This is a genomic window from Pedobacter sp. SYP-B3415, assembly GCF_004138205.1.
Lineage (GTDB): Bacteria > Bacteroidota > Bacteroidia > Sphingobacteriales > Sphingobacteriaceae > Pedobacter.
This window is the reverse complement of sequence record NZ_RXNQ01000034.1, coordinates 161,604-187,775: the sequence shown is the minus strand read 5'-3', so window position 1 is coordinate 187,775 and position 26,172 is coordinate 161,604. Positions and strand designations below refer to the sequence as shown.

General features: G+C 45.6%; 23 protein-coding genes and 1 riboswitch. Of the genes, 11 read left to right on the top strand and 12 right to left on the bottom strand.

Features of this window, described 5'->3' with window-relative positions:
- Nucleotides 1-81: 81 nt before the first annotated feature.
- Together EJV45_RS15710 and EJV45_RS15705 are read left to right on the top strand one after the other, a co-directional pair.
- A complete protein-coding gene (locus tag EJV45_RS15710) occupies nucleotides 82-1,206 on the top strand; it encodes an ATP-binding protein (protein ID WP_240755304.1) in 1,125 nt (374 codons plus the stop codon).
- Nucleotide 1,207: 1 nt separating this feature from the next.
- Nucleotides 1,208-1,429 carry a DUF3820 family protein gene (locus EJV45_RS15705; RefSeq protein WP_129717080.1) on the top strand — a complete coding sequence of 74 codons (222 nt, stop codon included), beginning with the start codon at nucleotides 1,208-1,210 and terminating at the stop codon, nucleotides 1,427-1,429.
- Here the strand turns inward: EJV45_RS15705 and EJV45_RS15700 are convergent.
- Entirely contained in the window at nucleotides 1,426-2,142 is a 717-nt protein-coding gene (locus EJV45_RS15700) for a DsbA family oxidoreductase (protein ID WP_129717078.1), read from the bottom strand. The genes EJV45_RS15705 and EJV45_RS15700 overlap by 4 nt on opposite strands.
- A 128-nt stretch (nucleotides 2,143-2,270) precedes the next feature.
- Between EJV45_RS15700 and EJV45_RS15695 the strand changes: the two genes are divergently transcribed.
- A complete protein-coding gene (locus tag EJV45_RS15695; protein ID WP_165305071.1) occupies nucleotides 2,271-2,918 on the top strand; it encodes a hypothetical protein in 648 nt (215 codons plus the stop codon).
- Between the two features lie 92 nt (nucleotides 2,919-3,010).
- On the opposite strand, the gene EJV45_RS15690 is transcribed toward EJV45_RS15695, so the two are convergent.
- On the bottom strand, nucleotides 3,011-5,677 hold the full coding sequence (locus EJV45_RS15690; RefSeq protein ID WP_129717074.1) for a M14 metallopeptidase family protein: 2,667 nt from the start codon (nucleotides 5,675-5,677) through the stop codon (nucleotides 3,011-3,013).
- A gap of 113 nt (nucleotides 5,678-5,790) precedes the next feature.
- Here EJV45_RS15690 and EJV45_RS15685 point away from each other — a divergent pair, with 113 nt between their 5' ends.
- The 3 genes from EJV45_RS15685 (at nucleotide 5,791) to EJV45_RS15675 (ending at nucleotide 9,183) form a co-directional block, all read left to right on the top strand.
- A complete protein-coding gene (locus EJV45_RS15685; protein ID WP_129717072.1) occupies nucleotides 5,791-6,015 on the top strand; it encodes a hypothetical protein in 225 nt (74 codons plus the stop codon).
- Nucleotides 6,016-6,059: 44 nt separating this feature from the next.
- A riboswitch (cobalamin riboswitch) is annotated at nucleotides 6,060-6,251 on the top strand.
- 162 nt (nucleotides 6,252-6,413) lie between these two features.
- Entirely contained in the window at nucleotides 6,414-8,714 is a 2,301-nt protein-coding gene (gene metE, locus EJV45_RS15680; RefSeq protein ID WP_129717070.1) for a 5-methyltetrahydropteroyltriglutamate--homocysteine S-methyltransferase, read from the top strand.
- Nucleotides 8,715-8,796: 82 nt separating this feature from the next.
- A complete protein-coding gene (locus tag EJV45_RS15675; RefSeq protein WP_129717067.1) occupies nucleotides 8,797-9,183 on the top strand; it encodes an acyl-CoA thioesterase in 387 nt (128 codons plus the stop codon).
- A gap of 81 nt (nucleotides 9,184-9,264) precedes the next feature.
- Here the strand turns inward: EJV45_RS15675 and EJV45_RS15670 are convergent, their stop codons facing one another.
- Genes EJV45_RS15670 through EJV45_RS15660 form a run of 3 tightly spaced genes read right to left on the bottom strand, consistent with a single transcriptional unit; the run spans nucleotide 9,265 to nucleotide 11,086 of the window.
- Nucleotides 9,265-10,074: a phosphatidate cytidylyltransferase gene (locus EJV45_RS15670; RefSeq protein WP_129717065.1), complete on the bottom strand. Its 810-nt coding sequence runs from the start codon at nucleotides 10,072-10,074 to the stop codon at nucleotides 9,265-9,267.
- Nucleotides 10,075-10,080: 6 nt separating this feature from the next.
- Nucleotides 10,081-10,287 carry a putative signal transducing protein gene (locus tag EJV45_RS15665; RefSeq protein WP_165305070.1) on the bottom strand — a complete coding sequence of 69 codons (207 nt, stop codon included), beginning with the start codon at nucleotides 10,285-10,287 and terminating at the stop codon, nucleotides 10,081-10,083.
- The gene (locus tag EJV45_RS15660) at nucleotides 10,214-11,086 is read right to left on the bottom strand and encodes a CPBP family intramembrane glutamic endopeptidase (RefSeq protein WP_240755303.1); all 873 of its coding nucleotides are present in this window, start codon (nucleotides 11,084-11,086) and stop codon (nucleotides 10,214-10,216) included. The genes EJV45_RS15665 and EJV45_RS15660 overlap by 74 nt, the downstream gene beginning before the upstream one ends.
- 155 nt (nucleotides 11,087-11,241) lie before the next feature.
- Between EJV45_RS15660 and dusB the strand changes: the two genes are divergently transcribed.
- A complete protein-coding gene (gene dusB / locus EJV45_RS15655; protein ID WP_129717061.1) occupies nucleotides 11,242-12,249 on the top strand; it encodes a tRNA dihydrouridine synthase DusB in 1,008 nt (335 codons plus the stop codon).
- 34 nt (nucleotides 12,250-12,283) lie between these two features.
- Nucleotides 12,284-12,670: a Co2+/Mg2+ efflux protein ApaG gene (gene apaG / locus EJV45_RS15650; protein ID WP_129717059.1), complete on the top strand. Its 387-nt coding sequence runs from the start codon at nucleotides 12,284-12,286 to the stop codon at nucleotides 12,668-12,670.
- A gap of 328 nt (nucleotides 12,671-12,998) precedes the next feature.
- Here apaG and EJV45_RS15645 read toward each other — a convergent pair whose 3' ends face one another.
- Entirely contained in the window at nucleotides 12,999-13,697 is a 699-nt protein-coding gene (locus tag EJV45_RS15645) for a zinc metallopeptidase (RefSeq protein ID WP_129717057.1), read from the bottom strand.
- A 483-nt stretch (nucleotides 13,698-14,180) separates the two neighbouring features.
- On the opposite strand from EJV45_RS15645, the gene EJV45_RS15640 reads away from it, so the two are divergent.
- Nucleotides 14,181-15,491, top strand: coding sequence for a DNA recombination protein RmuC (locus tag EJV45_RS15640; protein ID WP_129717055.1), 1,311 nt, complete (start codon nucleotides 14,181-14,183; stop codon nucleotides 15,489-15,491).
- A 2-nt stretch (nucleotides 15,492-15,493) separates the two neighbouring features.
- Here the strand turns inward: EJV45_RS15640 and thiL are convergent, their stop codons facing one another.
- Both thiL and nadA read right to left on the bottom strand, forming a co-directional pair.
- A complete protein-coding gene (gene thiL / locus EJV45_RS15635; protein ID WP_129717052.1) occupies nucleotides 15,494-16,549 on the bottom strand; it encodes a thiamine-phosphate kinase in 1,056 nt (351 codons plus the stop codon).
- 9 nt (nucleotides 16,550-16,558) lie between these two features.
- Nucleotides 16,559-17,551, bottom strand: a complete 993-nt coding sequence (gene nadA / locus EJV45_RS15630) for a quinolinate synthase NadA (RefSeq protein ID WP_129717050.1) — start codon at nucleotides 17,549-17,551, stop codon at nucleotides 16,559-16,561.
- A 406-nt stretch (nucleotides 17,552-17,957) separates the two neighbouring features.
- On the opposite strand from nadA, the gene nadB reads away from it, so the two are divergent.
- A complete protein-coding gene (gene nadB, locus EJV45_RS15625; protein WP_129717048.1) occupies nucleotides 17,958-19,544 on the top strand; it encodes an L-aspartate oxidase in 1,587 nt (528 codons plus the stop codon).
- A gap of 5 nt (nucleotides 19,545-19,549) precedes the next feature.
- Nucleotides 19,550-20,059, top strand: a complete 510-nt coding sequence (locus EJV45_RS15620; protein ID WP_129717045.1) for a gamma carbonic anhydrase family protein — start codon at nucleotides 19,550-19,552, stop codon at nucleotides 20,057-20,059.
- Here the strand turns inward: EJV45_RS15620 and EJV45_RS15615 are convergent.
- The 4 genes from EJV45_RS15615 to ybeY form a co-directional block, all read right to left on the bottom strand.
- Complete coding sequence (locus tag EJV45_RS15615) at nucleotides 20,056-21,639, bottom strand: Ig-like domain-containing protein (RefSeq protein ID WP_370291443.1); 1,584 nt, start codon at nucleotides 21,637-21,639, stop codon at nucleotides 20,056-20,058. The two genes, EJV45_RS15620 and EJV45_RS15615, sit on opposite strands and share 4 nt — an antisense overlap.
- A gap of 171 nt (nucleotides 21,640-21,810) precedes the next feature.
- Nucleotides 21,811-23,673, bottom strand: coding sequence for a tRNA uridine-5-carboxymethylaminomethyl(34) synthesis enzyme MnmG (mnmG, locus tag EJV45_RS15610; RefSeq protein WP_129717293.1), 1,863 nt, complete (start codon nucleotides 23,671-23,673; stop codon nucleotides 21,811-21,813).
- A gap of 54 nt (nucleotides 23,674-23,727) precedes the next feature.
- Nucleotides 23,728-25,587 (bottom strand): ABC-F family ATP-binding cassette domain-containing protein, encoded by a 1,860-nt coding sequence (locus EJV45_RS15605; RefSeq protein WP_129717041.1) that lies wholly within the window; start codon nucleotides 25,585-25,587, stop codon nucleotides 23,728-23,730.
- 150 nt (nucleotides 25,588-25,737) lie between these two features.
- Nucleotides 25,738-26,166 carry an rRNA maturation RNase YbeY gene (ybeY, locus tag EJV45_RS15600; protein WP_129717039.1) on the bottom strand — a complete coding sequence of 143 codons (429 nt, stop codon included), beginning with the start codon at nucleotides 26,164-26,166 and terminating at the stop codon, nucleotides 25,738-25,740.
- Nucleotides 26,167-26,172 lie beyond the last annotated feature (6 nt).

Below are 26,172 nucleotides of genomic sequence, written 5' to 3'. Positions count from 1 at the left end.
AAATACCGTCAGTCAACTGACTGAATTTAGCTAAATTCAGTCAGTTGACTGACTCAATTAATGTTTTTTGTATCTTTGTGCATGATTGTTCGCAGGTTGCAGGAGGTTATTTTGAAACAAATAGGCAAAAACAAAGTCCTGTTGCTTTTCGGTACACGCAGAGTTGGTAAAACCATTCTCATTGAACAAATCGCGGCGCTGGCTAAAGTTCCCTATCTCTTGTTGAACGGCGAAGATCAAGAGGCTCAGGTTTTGCTAACAAATCGTTCGGCAGCAAATTATTCCCGGATTCTTGGACAAATCAGGCTGCTTATCGTCGATGAGGCTCAGGCCGTCCCAGAGATAGGCCAGGTCCTCAAGTTATTTATCGATTCGTTTAAAGACCTTACCATTATTGCTACAGGTTCCTCAGCCTTTGATCTGATGAACAAAGCGGGAGAGCCGCTTACGGGCAGGAACATGACTTTTCATCTTTATCCGATTGCGCAACTTGAATTAGCCGGCGAGAGCTTGCTGCGTACAGTGCAAAGCCTGGATGAACGCCTGATCTACGGCTCATATCCCGAATTATTTAACCTCAGCACTCTGGCCGAAAAAGAAAATTATCTGATTGAACTTGTCAGATCTTATCTGCTGAAGGATATCTTGATTTATGAACAGGTAAAAAACAGCTCGAAGTTATTTGACCTGCTCAGGTTGCTCGCTTTTCAGCTTGGTGCTGAGGTTTCTGCTGATGAGTTGTCGCGACAGCTCGGCTTAAGCAAAAACACCGTTGAGCGTTACCTTGATCTGCTGGCAAAGGTCTTTATTATTTACCGGGTGGGCGGCTTTAGTAATAACCTGCGAAAAGAAGTAACAAAATCATCCAAGTGGTACTTTTATGATAATGGAATCCGGAATGCGATTATAAACGATTTCAGACTACCTGCTGTCAGGAACGATATGGGTGCGCTCTGGGAAAATTATTGTTTTGCAGAGCGAATCAAGAAAAACAGCTACGAGCTTAAAAAAGCTGAAATATTTTTCTGGCGCACTTATGATCAGCAGGAGATCGACCTGATCGAAAAACAGAACGCTGTTCTGCTCGCTGCAGACTTCAAATGGGGCGATAAGCAGAAAAAGAAACCTGTGTTTTTTGCAAAAAATTACCCACAAGTTCCGTTTCTTGTTATCAATAAAGACAACTACCTAGAATTTATCCAGTAACATGTTCGACACGACTCTTCTGACTGACCTCGTCAGGATGCGAATGCCATTTGGCAAATATAAAGATACCCTCTTGTGCAACCTGCCCGAGTCATACCTCGTCTGGTTCAGCAGCAAAGGTTTCCCTCCGGGAAGGTTAGGCATGCTGCTGCAAACGATGTATGAGATAAAACTGAATGGCCTGGAATACCTTCTTACGCCATTAAAAGGGTCATCTCGTTAAATTGTACACCCATTTTCATCGCAGGATAGGCCATCTTTACTACCAAGACTTTGTAAGGCTGATTTGGGCTGCCGTGATTTCCAGTCAGCAAAACTTTGCCGGATGGCCACAGTAAAGGCGGCGACCGGCTGCGCGCCTGAGAGCCCATACTTGCGATCCATCACGAAATAAGGCACTCCCCGGATGCCCAGGCTTTGTGCTTCATAAACGTCGCGCTGCACATCGGCTGAAAACTGGTCGCTGTCAAGCATATTCCGTGTCGTGGCAGCATCAAGGCCGATCTTTTCTGCAATATGTACCAGTGTCTCGTGATCGGCTACATCCTGCTGTCCGTTAAAATGTGCCGCAAACAAGGTCTCTTCTGCAGCGTCCTGAAGTCCCTGCCTGGCGGCCAGGTGAATCAGTCGGTGCGCATCAAATGTATTGGCAGGAATATTCGTATCAAAATCGAGATCTAAACCTGCTGCGCTTCCCATTTCCCTTACCTGAGCCGTCATTTGCTTAGCTTGGGCGCGCGAGATACCTTTATTCTCGGCAAGGTAAGCATAGACGTCCTGTTTATCAGGATTATGGTAATCTGGATTTAGCTGAAAGCTTTTCCATTCCACTTCAAGCTCTGCAGCGAACGGAAGCGCTTGGAGCGCAGCTTCGAAATGGCGCTTTCCGATATAACAAAACGGACACATTACGTCCGACCATATTTCTACTTTCATCACTTTTTTTACCAAAGTTACCGGCTTGATCCCTGATGCGGGTAATCTCCCTGTCAGCTTTTGCCGGCTTCACCGGTTAAGAAATTATTCTTTTAAGTTATATTTGGAAAAATTATCAAACCAACATTATGAAGAAACTTATCTTAATTATGCTCTCGCTGATGATGACGGCAACGGCCTACGCACAATTTGAGGGTTCAAAACAGATCTTTACAAGTCCGAAGCTTGCAGAAGAAAAAGCCGGTCATAAGGTAGTGGCTATTGTGCCCTTCGTAGCGAAAATCACTTACCGGAAAATGCCTAAGAATTTTGACGCGGCTGCAAACAAAGAGCAGGAGCGTACCATGTCAAAAGCAATACAGTCAGGCATGTATACCTTTTTTCTTCGCCGGGCATCAGATTACACCGTAGAATTTCAGGACATTGAAAAAACGAATATTCTGCTCAAGAAAGCCGGAGTGCTCGACAAACTCGATGAAACGACAAAAGACGAACTTGCAAAAATACTTGGTGTGGATGCGGTTATTGGCGGAACCTTTGATACCGAGCAAACCAAAACTGAAGCCGGAGCTATTGCATCTGCGGTCTTATTTGGCGGTCTTGGTGGAAAAACCGGTTCAGGCACATTGACCCTGACGCTGAACGACGGAAAATCCGGTGACCTGTTGTGGCGCTTTTTTAAAACAATGGATGATAACATTATGGCATCTACAGACGATCTGATCGAACGCATGATGCGAAAGGTAACAAGGAATTTCCCTTATCATAAGTATTAACGACTGAAAAAAATACGAAGCGGCGGCCATTCATGAATGGCCGCCGCTTTTTTTTTTGCCTATATAGTCAGGATTGGAACGCCTGCCCCCTCTTACTGATACAGCTGATTAAAAAGCAGTTTGAAGGTACCATGCGTTTGCGCCCTGAACGTGATCTCTGGGCCGAAAGCAAGAAATTTTCCGCGGCCGTAGTTACTTTCGAACGCCGCGATGCTTCCATTCAGATAGGATTGTCCCCAGGCCCATCCGCTGCGCAGTGGTGTAGCAGATCCAAACCACATCAGGGGTTTAATGGTATAGGCAGTCTTAGCCGCCGTATCTCTTTTAAAAACCGGGCTGTCATCAAAATAAACATCGGTCTGCCTGTCCATACCGTATGTTGCATTTCCTGACAAATCAACAACTGCCTGCAGCACGCTTCCGGGAACATAGTATTTTTCGCCGGGAAGTTTACGTTCACGGCCGTCCACCAGCTCAGTTACGGCACTTTTAACTGGCAGGCCCAGATGGTAAGCAAGGTTTGTGCTGCTTCCAATGGTCACTATCTTACCGCCAGCCTCCGCAAAAGTTTTCAGCTGAGGAATCGACTTCTCTGCAGAGATTCGGCCGATGGTATGCCTGAATTCTTCCGGAACATCTGCTGGTTCCGGACCGGTTGCCCGGTTTGCCGGTTGCTGCAGCGAGGGAATTGCTCCGCCTACAAAAACGATCACATCAAATTTGCTATTCAGGTTACCCGCGTCAATATCCTGCGGATAGATAACTGTTGCCTTGTAATGGAACTGTTCCATCAGCCAGCGTACCCAACCCGAAGCCATAGAACCTCCGTATGTGTCCCAAAGCCCGATCCGGGCAGCTTTTATCTGTTTGGAACGTGCGGGAATCCTTGCAGGCGCCGTTGCCACATTAGCCTCCCGCAGTACCCCCTTGCCCGCCGCGGTTACGTTCACATAAAAGTTTCCTGCATCGTCACGCATCACCGCTGATCCTGCCTGAAGCAGATCGTTAACGGCGCGATAGGAGTCATTTTGCTTTGCGCTGAGCATTATGGTTTTGGCTTGCGCAGGCTTGTTTACCGGCGTAATCAGTTCACCGGCAGGCAATTTGACAAACGGGCCATTGAAGCCTTCCGGATAGCGGTCAAACTTCACGTTCATGAGGTAGGCAAGCGTCCATCCGGCGGCATCGTAGGGCGCAACGGGCGGGCCTCCAGGATATTTGAAATCATTTGGATGATCCTGCGGTTCAAACATGTCGAGCACATGCGGTCTGAAAGCCTGGTCTGTCTTGACAATAAAACTGCCTGCGGGATATTTTTTTCCGGCCACAACGAACGGGGCAGAAGCTTTTTGTACTTCGATCCCGGTGCGGATCAGCGCATTCAGGAATTTGATGGCGGTATTAAAATCGGGCTGATCTGCACTCAGCACATACCCACGCGCGTCGCGGTTGGATGGCGCGGTCATAACTGTGTCGTAGAACTTCTTATCCGGGCTGCGGGTCAGGAGGGCTGATCCGCCGGCGCCTGCTTTAATTGCAGTCTGGATAGCCTCGATTTTCTTTGGAGAAAACGACCAGTTATCGCGGCTTCCCCGTTCAATCGAATTCTTACCCATTCGATACATATTCATAAGTAGCTCATCGCGATACCGCTGTGCATACCCTAATACGGCATAATTCAGAGACACGGAGTAATCAATTGAATTGCGAAAAAACCATTTGCGCGGGCTGACCGGATTTGGCGAGTCGCTGTTTGGGAGCAGCCTCGACGGCACAAGCGGAATGTTTGAAGGCGTGGGGCTGCCGACTATTTCTGTTAGCAGTCCGATCATATTGTGAAAGTAGGTTGTCGTTCTCAGACCGCCATTGTACCAGGTAGAAAAGACGGATCCGTTACGTTGGGTGTAGCCTGGCTTAGCCTCGGCATTCATGCGGTTGTGCATGGCTGCGCCTACCGCATCCAGGCTGGTCAGCAGAACAGGATCAAATACATAGTTAAACGGGTCCCGGTAAGGCGGGCCGGCAACAACCGTTCCCGCCGGACCGGCCTGGTGATGGTTATACATGATCTGTGGCAGCCATTCTATAAACAACTGACGGCCAATATTCCTGGTTTCCTTCATGTTTAACATAAAGAAGTCGCGGTTATTGTCGTGGCCAACATATTTCTGGTACAAGCGGGGTACACCGGAAAGACTGCGTTTTTCAGGATCTGCCTGCCGCATATACCAGTTGCTGATAAGTTCTTGCCCATCGGGATTGGCATGGGTCATGAGCACAACTACATTATCCAGAATGGCCTTCGTTTCGGCATCTTCGCGGCTGCTCAATTGCCAGGCCGTCTGTATGAGCTGATGGATGCCTACCGTCTCATTTGCATGGAGGCCACCGTCAATCCATACAATCGCCTTGCCTGCCGCAGTCAGCCTCTTTGCCTCTTCTTCGTTTATCCTGGCACGGGCCAGTTCCTGGGATGTCTTTTTATAGCGGTCCAGGTTTTCCAGATTTTGGGGCGAAGTAATAATGAGCATGTATTGTTCACGCCCTTCCTCTGTTTTTCCTATCGAAACCAATTTTACACGGTTTGATGTCGCAGCAAGTTTTTTAAAGTACGCTTCGGTTTGCGTGTAATTGGCCAGCTGATAATCATCACCAATGTCAAAGCCGAAATGCGCTTTTGGGCTTGGTACCTGCGCGTGGACAGAATTGGCAAAACAGGTGATCGCAAATACAAAGGGAAGTAATTTCCGCAATTTCATAAATAACAGTTTAGGTACTGCCAAATATATATGGTTTGGGCATGCAGCAGGCGCTGTCTGAAATTTGTTACAACCCTGATATGTTATCTCGAAAGATTTTATTAAATTGCAGTATGCTGGACTTCATTGTAATCTTTTCTTTCTTATCTGGAATATTTTTGTTTTTCAGATCCTTGTACGACGTTTACCGCACACCGCTGCTTAACAAGCGGGATAAGACAAGTATGGCCTATCTGATCTGTATGCTTCCGGTTGCCGGATCATTCATCTTTTATTATTTCCTGTTCCGGATACGCCGCGGCCAGCCGGCTCGCCGAACGTTGAGCGTTCTTGATTGATACCGGAATTACCTACATTTGCTGCGATGTAGTTCTTTTCTTATTCGCATCAAACCGGTAGAGGTTTTACTTAGCTGTAGATTAATAGGGAATCGTGTGCAAATCACGAGCTGTCGCGCAACTGTAAGTAATACAACAAGTTTTTACCCATGTTGCCCACTGTTCGCCTCCGGCGGATGGGAAGGGCGGTAAAAATATTACAAGTCAGGAGACCTGCCTATACCGAATTGACTGTGCTTTCGCGATTTGAAGCAAGCTGTCAGGTCTGATCCTCTTCCTTTTCTTTTGAAAAGTAGCCCCGGTTCTATGAGGGGTAAGGACTTCCTGTGCCTTTTTTCGCTTAAGCAATGAATACGCTGAGAACTTTTAACCATGTTTTATTTAAATGTTAAAAGACAATGCGAACACACAACCTCGGCTATCCGCGAATAGGTAGCCATCGGGAACTTAAAAAAGTTTGCGAACAGTACTGGTCAGGAAAGGCCGGACACAAGGATGTTCTTCAGGTTGGAAGAGACATTCGCCAGGAAAACTGGATGCTTCAGAAAGAAGCCGGCATAGCGCTGATCCCTTCAAATGATTTTTCATGCTATGACCAGGTTTTGGACCATTCCTTTATGCTTGGCGCCATTCCACAACGTTACAATACCGTTTTGCTGAACAATGACAAGGCCGAAATTGATCTTTATTTTGCCATGGCCAGGGGTTATCAGAAAGACGGCCTTGACCTTGGTGCTATGGAAATGACAAAATGGTTCGATACAAACTACCATTACATCGTTCCTGAATTTACCAGAGACCAGCAGTTCAGCCTGTTTTCTACCAAGGTGATCGATGAGTTTTATGAAGCCCGGGAATTGGGGATCATCACCAAACCGGTACTGATCGGTCCGGTTTCTTACCTGCTGCTTGGTAAGGAGAAGGAACCCGGCTTTTCCAGGCTGGAGCTTCTGAAAAACCTGCTCCCGGTTTACGAGCAAGTGCTTTTCAGATTGATAGCCCTTGGAGCAGAATGGATACAATTTGATGAGCCATTTTTATGCACTGACCTGGATGCCGAAACATGCGAGGCGTTTGAATATGCATATGAACGGCTTCGGCGGGCGGCGCCTAAAGCCAGCATCATCCTGGCTACATATTTCGAATCGCTGGGAACAAATACCAGCCTGGCCTGTCGGCTGCCTGTTGAGGTGCTTCACATTGATCTGGTTCGCGCACCGGAGCAGCTGGAAGAAGTGATTGAGAATCTTCCGGCAGAGAAAATCCTGTCTATGGGCCTTGTTGACGGGAGAAACATTTGGAAGAATGAATATGACAAGTCGCTCCAACTGATAGATAAAGCAGTTAAGGCGCGCGGCAGCGAAAAAGTATGGATTGCGCCATCATGTTCCCTGCTGCATACGCCATGCGATCTGGATCATGAACCTGAAAATGGCAATCTCCCTTCAGATTTAAAGCCCTGGATGGCCTTTGCAAAACAGAAACTTTCAGAGGTAGCAGACCTTGCCATGTTATCCGGCGAAGCCGATAAAACGACTCTGACAAGGCTGGAAACAAACAGGCAGGCAGCTCAGACGCGTCTTAACTCTTCGTTTATTCACAAAACAGATGTGAAAGCGCGCGTTGCCAATATCACGGTGAATGCTGATAGCCGCAAAAGTCCCTTTGCTCAGCGCCGCCTTAAACAACAAGAACGGCTGAAACTGCCGCCATTCCCAACCACGACAATCGGCTCATTCCCGCAAACGCCTGAAGTACGGCGCTGGCGTGCCCTCCTTAAATCAGAAAAACTATCCAGCGGAGAATACGAGCAGCTCATTAAAGCGGAAATTGAAAAATCGATTCGCTGGCAGGAAGAAACAGGAATTGATGTGCTCGTACACGGCGAATTTGAGCGGAACGATATGGTTGAGTATTTCGGTGAGCAGTTGGAAGGTTTTGCCTTTACAAATAACGGCTGGGTTCAAAGTTATGGCTCCCGCTGTGTCAAACCACCGGTCATCTACGGGGACGTATCACGGAAAGAACCAATGACGGTAGCCTGGACAGCTTTTGCCCAGTCACTGACTTCCCGGTTTGTAAAAGGCATGTTGACCGGCCCGGTTACCATGCTGCAGTGGTCTTTTGTTCGTAATGACCAGCCGCGATCAGAAACATGTATGCAGATCGCACTGGCTATCCGTGATGAAGTGGCTGACCTGGAAAAAGCCGGGATCGCCGTTATCCAGATAGACGAACCTGCACTCAGGGAAGGGCTACCCCTGCAAAAGGCCCAATCGAAACTGTATCTGGACTGGGCTGTGAGATCGTTCCGCATAGCGGCTTCTGCAGTTGCAGACCACACGCAGATTCATACACATATGTGTTATGCTGAGTTCAATGACATTATTCATAGCATAGCCGAAATGGATGCTGATGTGATTACGATCGAAACCTCACGCTCGCAGATGGAGCTGCTTGATGCTTTTGCAAACTTCAACTATCCGAACGAGATCGGGCCCGGGGTATACGATATTCATTCACCAAGAATTCCTGCACGCCGGGAAATGGTTTCGCTTCTCAGGAAAGCGCAGGCCGTCATTCCGGCGGCCCAGCTTTGGGTAAACCCTGACTGCGGACTGAAGACACGGGGCTGGGAAGAAACACAAAATGCCCTGACAGAGATGGTAGCGGCAGCCCGCGAACTTCGGCAGATTTGATAACTTCCGGCCGCTTAACAGGCGGCCGGATCTTTATTAAAACAGCTGCCTCAGAGCAGGAACATAACTTTACCTTTGCACCATGACCTTAGAAGAAAGAATAGCCGCATCCCGGACCAGCATTTTTAAAGCTGTATTTCCAAATACGACCAACCATTACGATACCCTGTTCGGTGGGACGGCCATGCATATGATGGACGAAGTTGCCTTTATCACTGCTACACGTTTCAGCAGACAGATCATGGTAACCGTAAGCAGCGACCGTATAGATTTTAAGAAACCTATTCCGGCCGGAACGATTGTCGAACTTATTGGAGAGGTGAGACATGTCGGCAACACCAGCCTTAAAGTGCATGTAGCTATCTATGTGGAGCAAATGTATTCTGAAGACCGTATGCTGGCTGTTCAGGGCGACTTTACATTTGTGGCCATTGATGAGCACAAACAGCCCGTGCGTATCATCAGTTAAAGCGTAGCGATGGGATACCGGTGTTTTATAACAACGTACGGATTCACTGGCTAAAGGGGATCAGGGCGCCCAGGCCCGGTTTCAATATTTGATCAGATATAAATAAGCATAAACGACCGGTGCAGCGAGAAGCAGACCGTCAAAACGGTCTAGAAGGCCGCCGTGACCGGGAAGAAGACCGCCGGAGTCTTTTGCATCAAGACTTCTTTTCAGCATCGACTCTACCAGATCGCCGATTGTGCCGAAACAACCGATCAGGACTGCCATACCGATCCATACAGCCGTACCGTGTTCAGGGAAGAACCTGGACAAGATAAAGGCAACAAGCGCGCTGGTAAACAACCCGCCAAAGAAACCTTCCCAGGATTTTTTAGGTGAATGCCGTTCAAACAGTTTTCTTTTGCCGTACTTAACGCCAAACAGGTATGCGCCGGTATCATTCCCCCACAACATCAGCAGAAAGGCCAGGGGCAGGTGGAAGTTATAGGTTTGCCAATCCTCCAAAAATCCTAAAGCGTGGAAAAAACAAAAAGGTACCGTTACATAAATGAAACCCACAAAAGTGTAAGAAATGTTGGCAAAGGGAATTTTGTTTTTTTTATATAGTTCAAGGATAAATACAGAAAAGACCAGCGGGATACATAAAAACAGATATTTGGTATCATATTCCAGGTAGTGGAGCCCGGCGGCCATCAGGAAAATAAGTACACCGGCCATAAGACCGATATTCCGGTGCGGACGTATACCTGATGTTTTTACGAGCTTATAGAATTCAAATAAAGTAAGGATGCTCAAAACAAGGTAAAATGCACTGAATGCATAACCTCCAGAAAAAATTGATGCAAGCATCACAAGGGTGAAAAAAAATGCGGTCACCGCCCTGGTTTTCATGCTCGCTTATTGGATTTCGTTTTCTAAAATGTACTCAATTGCCTGGTTAAAATGATCGGGATGTACCAATACATTCACTTCACCAAAGTGATAAGCTGCAAGCTGTTTATTGATAAGCACGGCGGGTATATTTGCCTCGTTAAGACCCTGCTTCAATATCTCTGCTGCGTAAATGTTCGTCGTTGTGTAAACTTTGATCCAATTCTGTTCCACGCTTATTTCCCTGAACTTTTAAATTCCAGAACAAAGCTATGGTTAATATTAAACTTATCACATAAGCCCACCAGGCAAAATATGCAGATTGATCAATTTCGCGCAGCGAATGCCCCTGTTTTTGCATAATATAGGCAACAGTAACAGAATAAGCATTGTTCAGAAAGTGTGCGAACATGGCGTACCAGAGGTTTCCTGTCCACACGTAAATGTAACCGAAGCCCGCGCCGAGGAGCAGCCGTGGCAGAAATCCATAAAACTGCATATGAATGGCGCTGAAAATAAATGCTGTAATCCAGATAACCAGGTGCGTGTTTCTGAAAGCCCGCCCGAAGGAGCGCTGAACAGCTCCTCTAAACATGAGTTCTTCGCCGATACCCGGCAGGACCGCGATGACCAGGATGTTAACAAGTAAGCCTGCGATAGTCTTGGCACTGATCAGAGCCAGCGTAACTTCCATGGCCTCATCTTCCTTTCGCCGCATCCAGCTTTCGAGCCACTCCAGGCTATCAGGCAGCACCATCTTTTGGTTCCAAAGCGTAACATATTCCATCAGCGGAAGGGCGGCAACCATAATGAGCAAAATCAGAAAGAGTATTTTCGGCTGCAACTTTTGGAAATGGTAAAAGTCGCTGACTTTTCTGCGCTCAGTTTTTGCAAGCAGCATTGCGGGAAACACAAATACGCCAATGGTGCTGGCAGCCTGCAAAATTTTTAGGGCGTCTGTAGTACTGCCTTTCAGATCATTTGCCATCAGGCTTTCCAGGACACCCATTCCATACAGAGGTAGAATAAGCAAAAAGGTTAGCAGGGTAAAAGTAACTCCACCGCCGATCGCGTAACCTAAAAGTAAAAGTAGCTGCAAAAGGGGATGGGACTCTGGCCTGATTGGCCGCAGAAAATTCATAATTCGTACCTTTGTATCGTTTTTTAAAAATCGCAGTAAGATAGCCAATGTCGGTTAAGATCGGAAATATAGATTTGGGAGCTTTCCCTTTGTTGCTTGCGCCAATGGAGGATGTAAGTGATCCGCCTTTTCGTTATGTATGCAAGCAGAATGGTGCCGACCTGATGTATACCGAGTTTATTTCCTCAGAGGGATTGATCCGTGATGCCGCAAAAAGTAAACAAAAACTGGATGTATTTGAATACGAGCGCCCCGTTGGCATTCAGATATTTGGCGGTGATATTGACCATATGCGCGAAGCTACCGAAATAGCTGCGCAGGCGGGACCCGATCTGATCGACATCAATTATGGTTGTCCGGTAAAGGCCGTTGTTTGTAAAGGTGCGGGCTCGAGTCTGCTGCAGGACATTCCAAAAATGGTCAGGATGACTGCAGAGGTAGTAAAAGCGACGAACCTTCCGGTCACGGTAAAAACGCGCCTTGGCTGGGACGACAATACGAAAAATGTGTACGAGGTAGCGGAACGCCTTCAGGATGTAGGTATCCAGGCGCTGGCTATTCATGGTCGAACCCGGGCCCAGTTGTATAAAGGGCAGGCAGACTGGTCATTGATCAGGGAGGTTAAACGAAATCCCCGTATAAAAATTCCGATTTTTGGCAACGGTGATATAGACAGCCCCGAGAAAGCTGCTAACTGGCGCCTCGAATATGAAGTTGATGGTATCATGATCGGGCGTGCTGCTATCGGTTATCCGTGGATCTTTCGCGAAGTCAAACATTTCTTCGAAACAGGCGAACGGCTTGCCGGCCCCACCCTGCAGGAAAGAATTGATGCATGCCGCACGCATCTTGAAAAATCTGTGCAATGGAAGGGCGAGCGTACAGGCATACTTGAAATGCGCAGGCACTATGCGAACTATTTTAAAGGCCTTCCCGATTTCAAACCATACCGGATGAAACTGGTAAGCGAGCTGGACCTGGCCACCATTTATCAGTTATTAGCTGATATTTCAGGCACCTACGCAAATAATTGCACGCTTCTACAACCTGTTTGATATTTATTTTGTTATTCTATAAATTAGCTTCCGCATGGTCACACTCACTACCGCAGGCGTAAGAGTTTCTGTAGAAACCGTTTACCAACCAGAATACTCCAATCCGGCGAACGAACATTTCATGTTTGCCTACAGGATTGAGATTGAAAACTGTACGGAGCATGCTATCCAGTTGCTTCGGCGTAAATGGTATATCTTTGATTCTAATCGTGAAAAACGAACCGTTGAGGGTGAGGGTGTAGTTGGTATCCAGCCCGTTATTCAGCCTGGCCAGGTGCATGCCTATGTATCCGGGTCAAATCTTAAAACCGACATCGGTTTTATGGAAGGTGAATATGAAATGGTGCGCCCTGTTGATGAATATGCGTTCCACGTGGAAATTCCGAAATTTAATCTGATTGCACCGTACCGGCTAAACTAACCGCAACTGTTTCGCATTCGTTTAAGCAATTCCTGGTTATAAGACTTATCAACCTTTGATTAGAAAGTAGCATGTACTTCTGCGCTTATTGTTATTTGGTTAATAACATACCTATCATGATAAGCTCCCCCCGAAATGAAAAGCGTCCGTTTCGTTTTTCGGCTACACGCCAAAAAGCGGAAAGACCACAGTTGACCAGGTTAAATTGAACGAATTGTTTGATGCGGTCTTTTTCATGAGAAATACAACAGCGGCCAGCCCGCTGAAGCAGGCAAAAATCCACTAAAAAAGGGAGCAACTGCTCCCTTCTTGTTTGTTTTAACAACATTTAGTCGCGGCTTCGTCCGGCAAAAAGCATCGAAGCATAATAAAGCAAGTTGGCCAGCGCACCCAAAGCTGCTACAACATAAGTCATAGCGGCCCACCAAAGGGCATCTTTCGCTTGTTTATTTTCTTCTGATGTTTGCATCACGCTGTTGTTATTTCGTAACCAGGCGAGTGCCCTGTTGCTGGCATCAAATTCAACAGGCAGGGTAATGAAACTGAATATGGTTACAAGCGCCAGTCCCAAAACACCAATTGCAAGAACTACAGGGGTATTTGCGAAAGCAAGCAGCAATACACCGAGCAGCAATACCCATTGCAACAGGTTTGATGATATGCTCACCACCGGAACCATACTGGATCTGAATTGCAGCCAGCCATATGCACGCGCGTGCTGAACGGCATGACCGCATTCATGTGCTGCAACAGCTGCGGCAGCCACACTGCGCCCGTGATAAACATCAGTACTTAAATTAACAGTTTTGTTGGCCGGATTATAATGATCTGTCAACTGCCCTTCGGTACTCATCACTTTTACATCGTAAATGCCATTGTCTGCAAGCATCTTCTCAGCTACTTCTTTACCTGACATCCCACTGTTCAGCTGCATTTCTGCATATTTAGAAAACCTGCTTCTGAAACGCCATTGTACAAACATGCTGATCAGAAGTACCGGAATAATTAAAATCAAATATGTTCCCATTCTATCTATCTCTTTTCATTTCAAACGATATCAAAAAGCGTTCCTGACTTTCAGCGATTTGTAAATCACAAACCATTGGGCCAATAGCCGGTAGGCTGATTGTAATTTTAAATAGTGTAATATGCCGGGCACTAAGACAATTTCCGGGAGATAAATCGTTGTATCCGGGCAGGCATCCGGGCACATTTACGGATATGCTTCAGACTTTGCAACCTCTACCTTAGGTGCAATCAGGCCGCTGAACACGCCTGTTGCTTCCCGTGATTTGTATAGATATATTCCTATATGCCCGCACCGGGCCAGGTTTAGCGTTTGGCTAGTCTAACCAAAATGTTGCAAAACAATTTTTCGCTTTCTAAAACGCAAAGACAGCTTTTCATATCTGGCTGTATCAGATACCGCACAGCCTGACAATTTAGCGCAGCGCTTTTTGTTAAGTCTACTCTGCATATATTTCGCTAAATTTGATAAAAAATTTAGCAAATGGAAAGCTACATCATTGCCATACTTGTTATTTTTCTCATTTTATTGGTAATACTTTTGCTTAAGAAGCCCGCAGAAGATAAGATCAACATCACGGCCATCCTTGACCAGCATACACAGTCGCACCGCGAAACTTTGGCATTGGTGCACCAGGAAAAAGAACAGCTAAAAACCAGCCTAACCTCAACGCAGGCTGAACTGCTCAGGGAACGCAGCCGGGCCATCAGTGCAGAAGCGGCATTGGCTGCTGAACGCGAAAAATTTGCAGTCCAGGAGAAGAATACGAGCGACCTCAGATTACAAATGAAAAATGAGTTTGAAGTAATCGCAAACAAGCTTCTCGAAGACAAATCCGCGAGGTTTGCCCTTCAAAGTAAAGATAATCTTGAACGGGTTCTGAACCCGCTAAAAGAAAACATACGGGCATTCGAGGAAAAGGTAGACAGAGTATACAAGGCCGAATCAGACGAGCGTAATGTACTTAAGGGCGTAATTGGTCAGCTCATGGAACAAAGCCGGCAGATTCAGGAAGATGCAACAAATCTCACCAAAGCGCTGAAGGGCGATAACAAGAAACAGGGCAACTGGGGGGAGGTTATACTGGAACGGGTGCTGGAAAGCTCCGGACTTGTGCGAGACCGGGAATACCGTATACAAGCGAGCTTCAGCCAGGAAAACGGCGGCCGACTGCAGCCGGACGTTATTGTAGATCTTCCCGGAGAAAAACACCTGGTAATCGATTCGAAAGTTTCACTTATTGCCTATGAACAGGCTGTATCTTCAGAAACCGAGGACCTGCGGGAGGCTTTTACCCGGCAGCATGTGCTTTCTGTTCGGACTCATATACAACAACTGGCCTCAAAAAATTACCAGGATCTGTACCAGATTGATACACCCGATTTTGTTCTTCTGTTTATCCCGATCGAATCTTCATTTGGTTTAGCCGTTGCACAGGATGCCGGCCTGTTCAACTTTGCCTGGGAACGGCGTGTTGTGATTGTAAGTCCCTCAACCCTGCTTGCCACATTGCGCACCATTGCCAGTATTTGGCGGCAGGAAAGGCAGACACGGAATGTACTGGAGATCGCCAGGCTCGGAGGCGCCCTGTATGATAAGTTTACGGGTTTTGTAACGGATATGGAGTCTGTAAGTAAATATCTAAAACAAAGTCAGGATGCACACGAGAAGGCGATGAGCAAACTATCGACCGGAAACGGAAATATGTCATCGACGGCCGAAAAGATCAAAAAACTTGGCGCTAAAACCAGCAAACAGCTCGACGCCAAATATCTTGGTTTTGAGCAGGAGTAAGATTACTCCTGCGTAGTTTTTGGTTTAAAGGCATTCCAGCCCTGCGCTTTTAATTCGTGTACTTTTTCTGATTTGGAAATCATCTTAGCACCCGAATTTTTGTCTGTGATGTGTCCAATGACAGTCACATCCACATCATGCTTCAGTTTTGCATAATCTTCCTGACTTATCGTGAATAAAAGCTCGTAATCTTCGCCGCCGCTCAGCGCACATACGGTTGGATCGAGTCCAAGTTCACGCGCAGTTTCATAGGTCATCGGGTCAAGCGGTATCTTCTCCTCGTAAATGGTCACGCCTACATTACTTTGATCTGCCAGGTGAAGAAGTTCTGAGGCAAGTCCGTCAGATACATCAATCATCGACGTTGGTTTTATCTTCAGATCAGCCAGCAGTGCTACAATGTCGCGACGTGCTTCGGGCTTGAGCTGACGCTCGATGAGATAATCTTTGCCTTCAAGATCCGGCTGAATCTGCGGGTTTTCCAGGTAAATCTGCTTTTCGCGTTCCAGTATCTGCAAGCCGAGGTATGCAGCGCCTAAATCACCGGAAACACAGATCAGATCATGTTCCTTTGCACCGCTGCGGTAGGTGATATTTTCCTCTTCTGCATAACCGATACTTGTGATGCTTATGACGAGTCCCTGTTTGCTTGAGGATGTGTCGCCGCCCACCAGGTCAATGCCGAATTTTTTACACGCAAGGCCGATGCCCTTGTATATTTCTTCAACAGCCTCAAGGGGAAACCGGCTCGACAGGGCTATTGAAACGGTTATCTGCGTGGCGTGCCCGTTCATGGCATAGATATCACTCAGGTTGACCTGTACGGCCTTATAACCGAGGTGAACAAGCGGAACATAGGTAAGGTCGAAGTGGATGCCTTCCATAAGAAGATCGGTAGACACAAGCGTTCTGAGACCTTTTGAGTCAAGCACAGCCGCATCATCGCCGACACCCTTCACAGAATGGTCGCTTTCAATCCCGAAATGCTTCGTAAGGTGTTTGATGAGACCAAATTCGCCTAATTTATTTATTTCCGTTCTTTCACTATTTTCAAACATAGCTTTATTCTAAAGTCCCAGCTGCGCTGATATATCGAGCATTCGTTCAATCGGCAGCCTGGCGCGTTCAATTATTTCCTCCGGTACAGTTACCTCGGGATATTCATTCTTTATACACAAATACAGCTTTTCCAGCGTATTTCTTTTCATGTAGGGACAGTCGTTACAGGCGCAGCTGTTATTGGGCGGCGCCGGAATAAATGTTTTTCCGGGGTTTGCCTTCTCCATCTGGTGTATAATTCCGCTCTCAGTGGCCACGATAAATTCTGTAGCTTCACTGTTAATGGTGTATTTCAGAAGGCCGGTAGTGGAACCTACATAGTCGGCCATCTGCAGGACCACTTCTTCACATTCCGGATGCGCAATGAACTTTGCCGCCGGATGACGTTCCCTTAACCGCGTAATCTTCTCCTGCGAAAAGATTTCGTGCACCATACACGCACCATTCCAAAGCACCAGATCGCGGCCTGTCTTTTTAGCAACATAGGCACCGAGGTTTCTATCCGGACCAAAAATGATCTTCTGATCTTTTGGCAGACTTTCAACAATCTGCACCGCGTTCGTACTAGTGCAAACAATGTCACTTAACGCTTTCAGCTCAGCCGTACAATTCACATAAGTGATGACCAGGTGATCCGGATACTTTTCCCTGAACTTTCTGAACAGGTGCGGCGGACAACTGTCTGCCAGTGAGCAACCAGCTTTTACATCCGGCAAAAGTACCTTTTTTTCCGGCGACAAGATCTTGGCCGTCTCGGCCATGAAATGTACACCTGCAAACACAATCATGCTGGCATCTGTTTTTGCTGCCTCTTGTGATAAACCCAAACTATCCCCTATATAGTCTGCAATATCCTGTATATCAGGCTCCTGATAATAGTGAGCCAGAATGATTGCGTTTTTTTCCTTTTTCAACCGCTCGATCTCTGCAAAAAGATCAAGTGTCGGGTCGATGTATTCGTCTACAAATCCCTTCTGATTTACTTCTGCTAAAGTATCCATTTTCAACGTCTCAATAAATAAGTAATATTTTAATTAAGTAATCCTTTTAAGGTTTATTAGTGTGTTAGTTGTGTTAACAAATTATGCTGAAATAATTTGTTTAATGAAGTTTTCAAGACGTTTTCCACAGCCCAGGCGTTTTTCTGACAAATCATTGTGCTGATTTGTAGGTATATCTGCTTCGGGCGTTTTACTTATCAATAACGGAATGTTTATTATTTTGTTGGTCTGAAAAAGTTAATTACCGTGTTAATCCTGCTTAAAAATAACCAGTAATTTTGTGCAAAATTAGCTATTTAGGTTAGCTTTAAACATTCAAAAGTTTTTATTCTATTTATTTAGACATACAATCAACACTTTTGGAGATATTTTCAACAGGTGTGTAAAAACCCTATATTTTTATTAAATGAGAGAAGTCGATTTTCTGGTAATTGGTTCAGGCATAGCCGGATTAAATTTTGCACTTAAAGCCGCGCAGCATGGAAAAGTGCTCATCGTTACCAAATCAAATGAAGACGAGTCTAATACTAAATATGCACAGGGTGGGGTAGCTGTGGTGGTTGATAAGGATGATTCCTTTGAAAAACACATTGCCGATACGCTTGTTGCCGGCGATGGATTGTGCGACGAAGGCATCGTGGAAATCGTTGTGAAGGAAGGTCCGCAGCGCATACAAGAGATTATAGATTACGGGATTAACTTCGACCGGAACCATTCCGGCACGTATGATCTCGCAAAAGAAGGCGGCCATTCTGAGCATCGCGTACTGCATTATAAAGACATTACCGGGTATGAAATTGAAAATGTTTTATTGCGGCAGATTCATGCACATCCGAACATAGAGATATTAACACATTACTTTGCCCTGGAGCTGATCACACAACATCACCTTGGTGAATTTGTGGATAAACGTACAGCAGATATCAACTGCTATGGCATATATGCCTTTAACACAGAGAATAACCATGTGGAAAAGATATGTGCGAAATTAACAATTTTAGCCTCCGGCGGATGTGGACATGTGTATTCGGCAACAACTAACCCGGTTATCGCCACCGGCGATGGGATGGCGATGGTTTACCGGGCCAAGGGGAAAATCAGAAATATGGAATTTATCCAGTTTCATCCCACGGCTTTGTATAATCCCGGTGAGTATCCATCATTCCTGATTTCTGAAGCTGTTCGCGGTTTTGGCGGTGTGTTGAGGAGGAAAAATGGCGAAGAGTTTATGCATGAGTACGATTCCCGTAAATCTTTGGCACCCAGGGATATCGTTGCGCGGGCCATTGATGCGGAGATGAAGAAATCCGGTGAAGATTTTGTCTATCTTGATATCACACATCGGTCTAAGGAAGATATTCTTCAACATTTTCCGAACATTTACCAGAAATGCCTTAGTATCGGGATTGATATGACCAGGAATTATATTCCGGTTACGCCGGCTGCCCATTACATGTGCGGCGGGATCCTCGTTGATGCATATGGCAGGTCGTCTATCAATAACCTCTATGCCTGTGGCGAATGCTCATCAACCGGGCTACATGGAGCTAACAGGCTCGCGTCGAATTCATTGCTTGAAGCAACAGTGTTTGCACACCGTATCTTTGAAGACGCGGTGCGTAAACTTGACAGCACAGCAGTTCCGGCTAACATACCTGAATGGGACGAAAAGGGCGTTACACAATCAGAAGAAGAGATTCTGGTTACCCATAATCTTCGTGAAACGCAAAAAATCATGAGTGATTATGTCGGGATCGTCAGGTCTGACTTCAGGCTTGATCGTGCACACCGACGGCTGTATTTATTGTATACTGAAACGGAAGAATTTTATAAAAAGAATAAGGTCTCTGTAAAGTTATGTGAATTAAGAAATGTAATCCAGGTTGCTTATCTGATCATCAAGTCGGCTATGATGCGCAAGGAAAGCCGTGGGCTTCATTTTACAACTGATTATCCAAAACACGCAGATGTCCTCGAAGACACTGTTATCTGATTGTTATGCCACTGATTTTGCCTGTAAAAGAAAAGTCCCCTAAAGTGGGCGAGAATGTATTTATTGCAGAGAATGCCACAATTGTAGGCCATGTCATTATTGGAGATAACTGCTCCGTCTGGTTCAACGCCGTGATCAGGGGAGATGTTAACAGTATAATAATAGGTAGAGAGACAAACATTCAGGATGGCGCGGTTATCCATGCCACATATTTAAAAGCTGCAACCACCATAGGCAATCGCGTATCTGTTGGCCACAATGCTATTGTTCATGGCTGTATCATCAATGACCATGTTTTGATTGGAATGGGCGCAATTGTGATGGACCACGCAGTGGTGGAGCCATTCGTCATCATTGCGGCAGGTTCTGTGGTCCTGGAAAATTCACGGTGTGAAAGCGGTTTTTTATATGCGGGTACGCCTGCCCGGAAGGTAAAACCCATTACCGATGAGCAGCGGGCTTTGCTGGAGCGCCTCCCTGATAATTATGTCATGTATGCCGACTGGTTCCGCTAGGGCGATTCAGGAGGCACGACAAGCGTTTCATTCCTGTCCCAGTTAGCTCTGATAGACATTTCTTTTTCAACCTGAAAAATACGTTCAGGCTGAATACCCAACTTTACGTTCCCGGTATCCCAGACTCCGTTCCGGTTTCGATCATAAACAATGCGTACAAAGTAATTTCTTGCTTCGTAATTTGCGTAGAGGATGGTTTTATTGCGGTTCAGTACATCTTCCCTGAGCACATTTTCTTTTTTCTCGTCAACAAGCTGTACAATATAGTTCCGGCTCGTATCAGGAATCTGAACAGATAGGCTAAGGGTACCATAACTATCTTTTGGTTCGAGTTCGAATGTTTTACTGAATGCTTTATTTTGTGTATTGAAGATCGCCGTGAATGCCCCTTCTGCAAACCGGATGGTGTATTTACGTTTTGTGCGCCATGGATACGAAATTCTGTACTTCAGAAAATCAGCACTATCTCTCTGCAACTGGAAATTGGCACGTCTGGTAGAATCTTCCTGAAGCGTTATTTTGGAAGCATCTGCAGAGGTAATAGGAAAGTTGAAGGTTAGTTCCAATTGACGGTAAAAGTTTAGTTTACCGCCGCTAAGATTATCTGAGGCCTGCAGGTTGCGTTCGTATTTCGCGTTTCTGGACTTCGTCAGTCTGATATTTTGAAGAACTTTACCTGTATCTACAAGCGCGATTGCCACCGAATCAAAATCCATATTTGTTAACCAGACACGCGCGCTGTCGTTCGTGCGGTTAAAGCGGGTCAGTTTTCTGGCATCAAGTGCAGCAGGGTCGGTAATGGTCAATGCTGGCTTTTTAAGCTGTCGGTTTACGGTGATAAGTATAGAACCATCGCTGTTTATCTTACGCTCAAGCACACGAAGAACATCTGCATTTTCTTTAAACAATTGAAGCCTGATACTATCAATGTTTTTATCAAGTTTAACGGGATCTTTTATAAATGCAACCTGGTCATTAAGCTGCTGATAAACCTTATCACCACCATTTTCCTGTTCCTTTATGGCGTATATCTTATAGGTATCGGCACGCAGGTTCCTTAATTTAAAGTTTCCCGAACTATCTGTTGTTGTAAATATTGATGGTTTGCCCTTTCCGAATACTGTATCCCTGTTTAATGGCAGTATAAAAACCAATGCTTCTTTTGGTGGTTCGCCGGTAAGTGCTTCAGTAACCTTTCCCGAGATACTTAGCGAGTCCAGCTTCGATCCTGTTGAAAATACATAGGTCAGATTATTAACGGTATTTCCTTCATTGACGTCGCCAATCGCTTTACCGAAATTGAGTGTGTAAGTTGTGTTTTTTTCGAGGCTATCCTGAAATAGAATTTCCAGACGTCTTCCTCGAATTCTTAAGATAGGAGGTTTCTCAAGTTCGGGCGATACGGAGAATTCCTTGAACTGGTTTTGCAATTTAAAATATTCATCAAATTCAATAACGACCCGTTCAGCATTAAAATTCGTTGTCAGATCTTTTGGTTCCATTCGCACGACCTTGGGTGCCTTTTCATCACGAGGGCCTCCCTGGGGTGCTTGCATGCTTGCACAACCTAACAGAAGCATAAAAACAACGCTTAAAAGTAATGGAAAATATTTTAAATAGCTTTTTCGCATTTTAAGCCGTTTTAAGCGCGTGAACATAATTTCGGATTAATATCATCTCTAAAATTTTTTAAGGCCTTAAATCGCATAAAATAAAGTCGCAATAAATTCATCTAATTATCTGATTATCAGTTACTTATTAATATGTACCATAAGAACTGATATATCTGAGGGCGAAACTCCGGAAATTCTTGACGCCTGACCTAATGTTCTGGGCTTTATCTTAAATAATTTTTCACGTGCTTCTTTTGATATGGATACGATGGTGTTATAGTCAAAATCTGGATTGATTTCTTTATCTTCCATGCGCTGCATCTTGGTAACTATCTCGAGTTCTTTTTCAAAATAACTATCATACTTTATTTTTATTTCAGCTTGTTCGACCGTCTCCTGATCGTACCCGTTCAATAGTTCGCGAAGACCTGAGTGAACCGAACCCATATCTGAAAGAGAGACCTGTGGTCGGCTGACGACATTCCAAAGTTTTACGCTCTGTGTGAGCGGTGAAGTTTCCCGTTCAGACAAGAGCTCATTCGCTTCTGAAGGGGTAACACTCTCTTTCCTGGTATAAGCTACAATGTGATCAGCTGCCTGGATTTTCTTGTTCACTTTAGCAAGACGGTCATCATCTATCAAGCCGAGGTGATGGCCTATTTCGCTTAGCCTTATATCTGCATTATCCTGCCTTAGCAGCAGCCGGTGTTCGGCCCTGGACGTAAACATGCGATAGGGCTCCTCTGTACCCTTAGTTACAAGATCGTCAATTAGCACGCCGATGTAACTCTCAGAGCGTTTAAGGATGACTTCGTCTGCGTCGACGATTCTGCGATGGGCATTTATACCCGCAATGAAGCCCTGGCATGCGGCTTCTTCATACCCCGTCGTGCCATTTATCTGACCGGCAAGATAAAGGTTTTTGATCTGCTTGGTCTCAAGGGTGAGCTGTAATTGAGTAGGAGGGAAGAAGTCGTATTCAATGGCGTAGCCTGGTCTGAACATTTTTGCCTGCTCAAATCCGGGGATATTACGAAGCGCTCTAAACTGCACATCTTCTGGCAGAGATGTAGAAAACCCATTCACATAAATCTCGCAGGTATTCCAGCCTTCCGGCTCAACGAAAATTTGATGGCGATCGCGTTCTGCAAATCTATTTATTTTATCCTCAATCGATGGGCAATACCGGGGGCCAAGACCCTTTATACGGCCTGTGAACATTGGAGATTTTTCAAATCCTTCCTTCAATGTTTCATGCACCCGATCGTTCGTATATGTAATCCAACAGCAGCGTTGGTCCTTACTAAGTGGCGTGTCTGTAAAGCTGAATTTACAGCGTTCTTCATCGCCCCACTGTTCTTCCATTTTGGAATAGTCAAGACTTCGTCCATCTACCCGCGGCGGTGTACCGGTCTTCATTCGGCCTGCTTCAAGTCCCAGCTCGATCAGCTGCTCGGTTATTCCTGTAGATGCCCGTTCAGCGGTGCGCCCGCCACCGAATTTCTTATCACCGATGTGTATCACACCATTTAGAAACGTACCGTTTGTTAAGACGACAGCCTTACTTTGCACCTCAATACCAAGGGATGTTTTGACACCAGAGACCTGCTGGCCGTCAAGAAGGATGCCCACAACATTATCCTGCCATATATCGATATTGGCATTTGCCTCAAGGGCTAAGCGCCATTCTTCGGCAAATCGCATTCGATCTATCTGTGCACGTGGGCTCCACATTGCCGGGCCTTTAGACCTGTTTAACATGCGGAACTGTATTGTTGTCTTATCTGATATGATACCAGAGATGCCGCCAAGAGCGTCAATCTCGCGGACTATCTGCCCCTTTGCTACACCACCCATCGCTGGATTACAGCTCATCTGAGCAATGGTACCCATATTCATTGTTATGAGAAGTACCTTTGAACCTAGATTCGCCGCCGCAGAAGCTGCTTCACAGCCAGCATGACCTGCACCAACTACAATTACATCATATTCCTGAAACATCATATTGCATTAATGTTCCACGTGAAACAAATAACTGTGTTCCACGTGGAACCTTTATTTCTCAGAAAGCTCGATCCAGCGTTCAGTTTGAACGTCGAGCTCCCTTTTTAATTCATCTATTTTTAATGATAAATCCCCTATGGCCTGGAAGTCTGAACCATTGGTCTGCTCCAATTCAGTATTTAACTTTGCCAGATCTATCTCGATCTCATCGATTCGCCTCTCAGCTTCAGCTAAAGCCTGCTGCTCCTTAAAGCTTAGTTTTTGCGAACCTGTTGTAACTGCTGCTGAAGCGACAGGCGGTTTCGGTTTTTCTTTGGTCGTCTTCGCCGCTTCCAGATTAAGCCTGTATTCTGAATAGTTCCCATTATAGATGCGCACAGATCCTTCGCCTTCCATGATGAACAATTGTTCGCTCATTTTATCAAGAAGGTAGCGGTCGTGGGAGACCAGCATAAGGATACCCGGGAAGTTTTCGAGAAACTCTTCCAGCACATTCAATGTGTCGATATCCAGGTCGTTCGTAGGCTCATCCAGAATCAGAAAATTAGGGTTTTGCATAAGTACCCGCATCAGTTGCAGGCGCTTCCGTTCGCCGCCGCTTAGCTTCTCAACCATACCGTACTGTTTCTTAGGCGGAAACAAAAACAGGGTGAGAAGGGCAGATGCTGAGATGGTCGAACCATCTGCCATTTTAATATATTCAGCGGTTGATTTAACTACATCAATAACACGATCTTTTTCATTGAAGATAAGGCCGCCTTGCCTGTAATAACCGAATACAGTTGTTTCACCAATATGTACTTTTCCCTGATCAGGATCCAACGACCCGGTCAGCAAATTGAGTAGGGTAGACTTACCTGTGCCATTCTTGCCAGCAAGACCGATGCGATCCCCCTTCTTGAATACGTAAGAGAAATCGTCAATGATGTTACGCTCATCGAATGACTTTGATATATGGTCCAGTTCGAGGATCTTACCACCCTGCCTCGCCATCTTCATGTTGAGCGTAATAGGTTGATTAGCAGACTTTTGCTTGGTTTTTTCTTCAAGATCGTAGAAAGCATCGATCCGCGCCTGAGATTTTGTTCCACGTGCCTGTGGCTGCCGTCTCATCCATTCCAGTTCTTTCTTCAACAGGTTTTGATTCTTCTGAAGTGAACTTGCCTCAGAGGCCGCCCGTTCAGCTTTTCGCTCCAGGAAATAAGCGTAATTTCCTTCATACCGATACATCTTTCCCTGGTCGAGTTCAACGATACTATTGCAGACATTGTCCAGAAAGTAACGGTCATGTGTAACAAGCAGGAGTGTCTTGTTCCCGGAGGTAAGAAGTTTTTCCAGCCATTCAATGGTATCTATGTCCAAATGGTTTGTTGGCTCATCTAACACAAGAAAATCGGGGTCATCAATAAGCAGTTTTGCAAGCGCAAGCCGCTTTCGCTGACCACCGGACAAGGTGCCTACTTTTTGCTGAAGGTGTTGAATACCCATTCTGCTTAAAATGGTCTTGATCTGGTGTTCGAATTCCCAGGCATTGTGCTCGCTCAAATCTTCGTAAAGCTTATTAAGTTTATCCTGATCAGGATCAGGATCCTCAAGCAATTCTTCATATTCTCTGATGAGTTGCTGCTGCCGGTTTTCGGTGGAAAATATAAAATCGCTGATAGAAAACGCTTCGTTAAACTGCGGATCCTGATCGAGAAAACCAATCCGCACCGATTTGTTTTTGACGATCTTCCCCTCCAATGGCTCAAAACGTTCGGCTAGCAACTTTAAAAGTGTGCTTTTACCCGCTCCATTTATTCCGACAAGGGCAACCCGCTGTCCCGGCTGAATACCAAGGGTCAGATTTTTAAACAACCATTCGTCGTGATAGGCGTGACCTAAGTTCTCTGCAGCAATTAACGTACTCAATGTATTCTGTCTATTTTAAAAACGTACAAAAATAGACAATATAACTGAGTTATGCATTCCTGGTGCCTCAGCTTCAGGTCATTTAGTTATGAAACGAAGGTGCCTAAAGGTCATAGCAGCTGAGCATCAGAAGCTCATGGATGGCATAGATTATATTTCGGTACGCTTCTGAAGGCATCGGTCTTCCATGGCGGTCATTTCTGCCTTGTCTTTTTTCGTTTTGTCTTTATAACCCAGCAGGTGCAGTGTTCCGTGAATGATGATGCGACACATTTCGTCAAAAACTGAGACACCAAATGTTTCGGCATTTTCACGAACACGGTCAATGCTGATGAAAATGTCGCCCGACAACACATTCGGTTTCAGGGAATTGTCGAAGGTTATGATATCGGTCAGCGTATCATGCTGCAGGTATTGCTTGTTGATGACAAGGAGATAGGGATCGGAACAGAAAATGAAGTTAAGTTCCTTAGGTTTAAAACCCGCATCTTCAATACAACCTTTGATCCACCGCTTCAGGAACAGCTTTTTTTGAGGCACGAAAGCGGTATCTTCCGAAAAAAAATTTATTGCGGCCATGATCTG

What these genes read in the sequence shown, in the direction of transcription:
- EJV45_RS15710 (WP_240755304.1), top strand. Translation starts at nt 82, where the DNA reads ATGATTGTTCGCAGGTTGCAGGAGGTTATTTTGAAACAAATAGGCAAA.
- EJV45_RS15705 (WP_129717080.1), top strand. Translation starts at nt 1,208, where the DNA reads ATGTTCGACACGACTCTTCTGACTGACCTCGTCAGGATGCGAATGCCA.
- EJV45_RS15700 (WP_129717078.1), bottom strand. Translation starts at nt 2,142, where the DNA reads ATGAAAGTAGAAATATGGTCGGACGTAATGTGTCCGTTTTGTTATATC.
- EJV45_RS15695 (WP_165305071.1), top strand. Translation starts at nt 2,271, where the DNA reads ATGAAGAAACTTATCTTAATTATGCTCTCGCTGATGATGACGGCAACG.
- EJV45_RS15690 (WP_129717074.1), bottom strand. Translation starts at nt 5,677, where the DNA reads ATGAAATTGCGGAAATTACTTCCCTTTGTATTTGCGATCACCTGTTTT.
- EJV45_RS15685 (WP_129717072.1), top strand. Translation starts at nt 5,791, where the DNA reads ATGCTGGACTTCATTGTAATCTTTTCTTTCTTATCTGGAATATTTTTG.
- metE (WP_129717070.1), top strand. Translation starts at nt 6,414, where the DNA reads ATGCGAACACACAACCTCGGCTATCCGCGAATAGGTAGCCATCGGGAA.
- EJV45_RS15675 (WP_129717067.1), top strand. Translation starts at nt 8,797, where the DNA reads ATGACCTTAGAAGAAAGAATAGCCGCATCCCGGACCAGCATTTTTAAA.
- EJV45_RS15670 (WP_129717065.1), bottom strand. Translation starts at nt 10,074, where the DNA reads ATGAAAACCAGGGCGGTGACCGCATTTTTTTTCACCCTTGTGATGCTT.
- dusB (WP_129717061.1), top strand. Translation starts at nt 11,242, where the DNA reads ATGTCGGTTAAGATCGGAAATATAGATTTGGGAGCTTTCCCTTTGTTG.
- apaG (WP_129717059.1), top strand. Translation starts at nt 12,284, where the DNA reads ATGGTCACACTCACTACCGCAGGCGTAAGAGTTTCTGTAGAAACCGTT.
- EJV45_RS15645 (WP_129717057.1), bottom strand. Translation starts at nt 13,697, where the DNA reads ATGGGAACATATTTGATTTTAATTATTCCGGTACTTCTGATCAGCATG.
- EJV45_RS15640 (WP_129717055.1), top strand. Translation starts at nt 14,181, where the DNA reads ATGGAAAGCTACATCATTGCCATACTTGTTATTTTTCTCATTTTATTG.
- thiL (WP_129717052.1), bottom strand. Translation starts at nt 16,549, where the DNA reads ATGTTTGAAAATAGTGAAAGAACGGAAATAAATAAATTAGGCGAATTT.
- nadA (WP_129717050.1), bottom strand. Translation starts at nt 17,551, where the DNA reads ATGGATACTTTAGCAGAAGTAAATCAGAAGGGATTTGTAGACGAATAC.
- nadB (WP_129717048.1), top strand. Translation starts at nt 17,958, where the DNA reads ATGAGAGAAGTCGATTTTCTGGTAATTGGTTCAGGCATAGCCGGATTA.
- EJV45_RS15620 (WP_129717045.1), top strand. Translation starts at nt 19,550, where the DNA reads ATGCCACTGATTTTGCCTGTAAAAGAAAAGTCCCCTAAAGTGGGCGAG.
- EJV45_RS15615 (WP_370291443.1), bottom strand. Translation starts at nt 21,639, where the DNA reads ATGCTTCTGTTAGGTTGTGCAAGCATGCAAGCACCCCAGGGAGGCCCT.
- mnmG (WP_129717293.1), bottom strand. Translation starts at nt 23,673, where the DNA reads ATGTTTCAGGAATATGATGTAATTGTAGTTGGTGCAGGTCATGCTGGC.
- ybeY (WP_129717039.1), bottom strand. Translation starts at nt 26,166, where the DNA reads ATGGCCGCAATAAATTTTTTTTCGGAAGATACCGCTTTCGTGCCTCAA.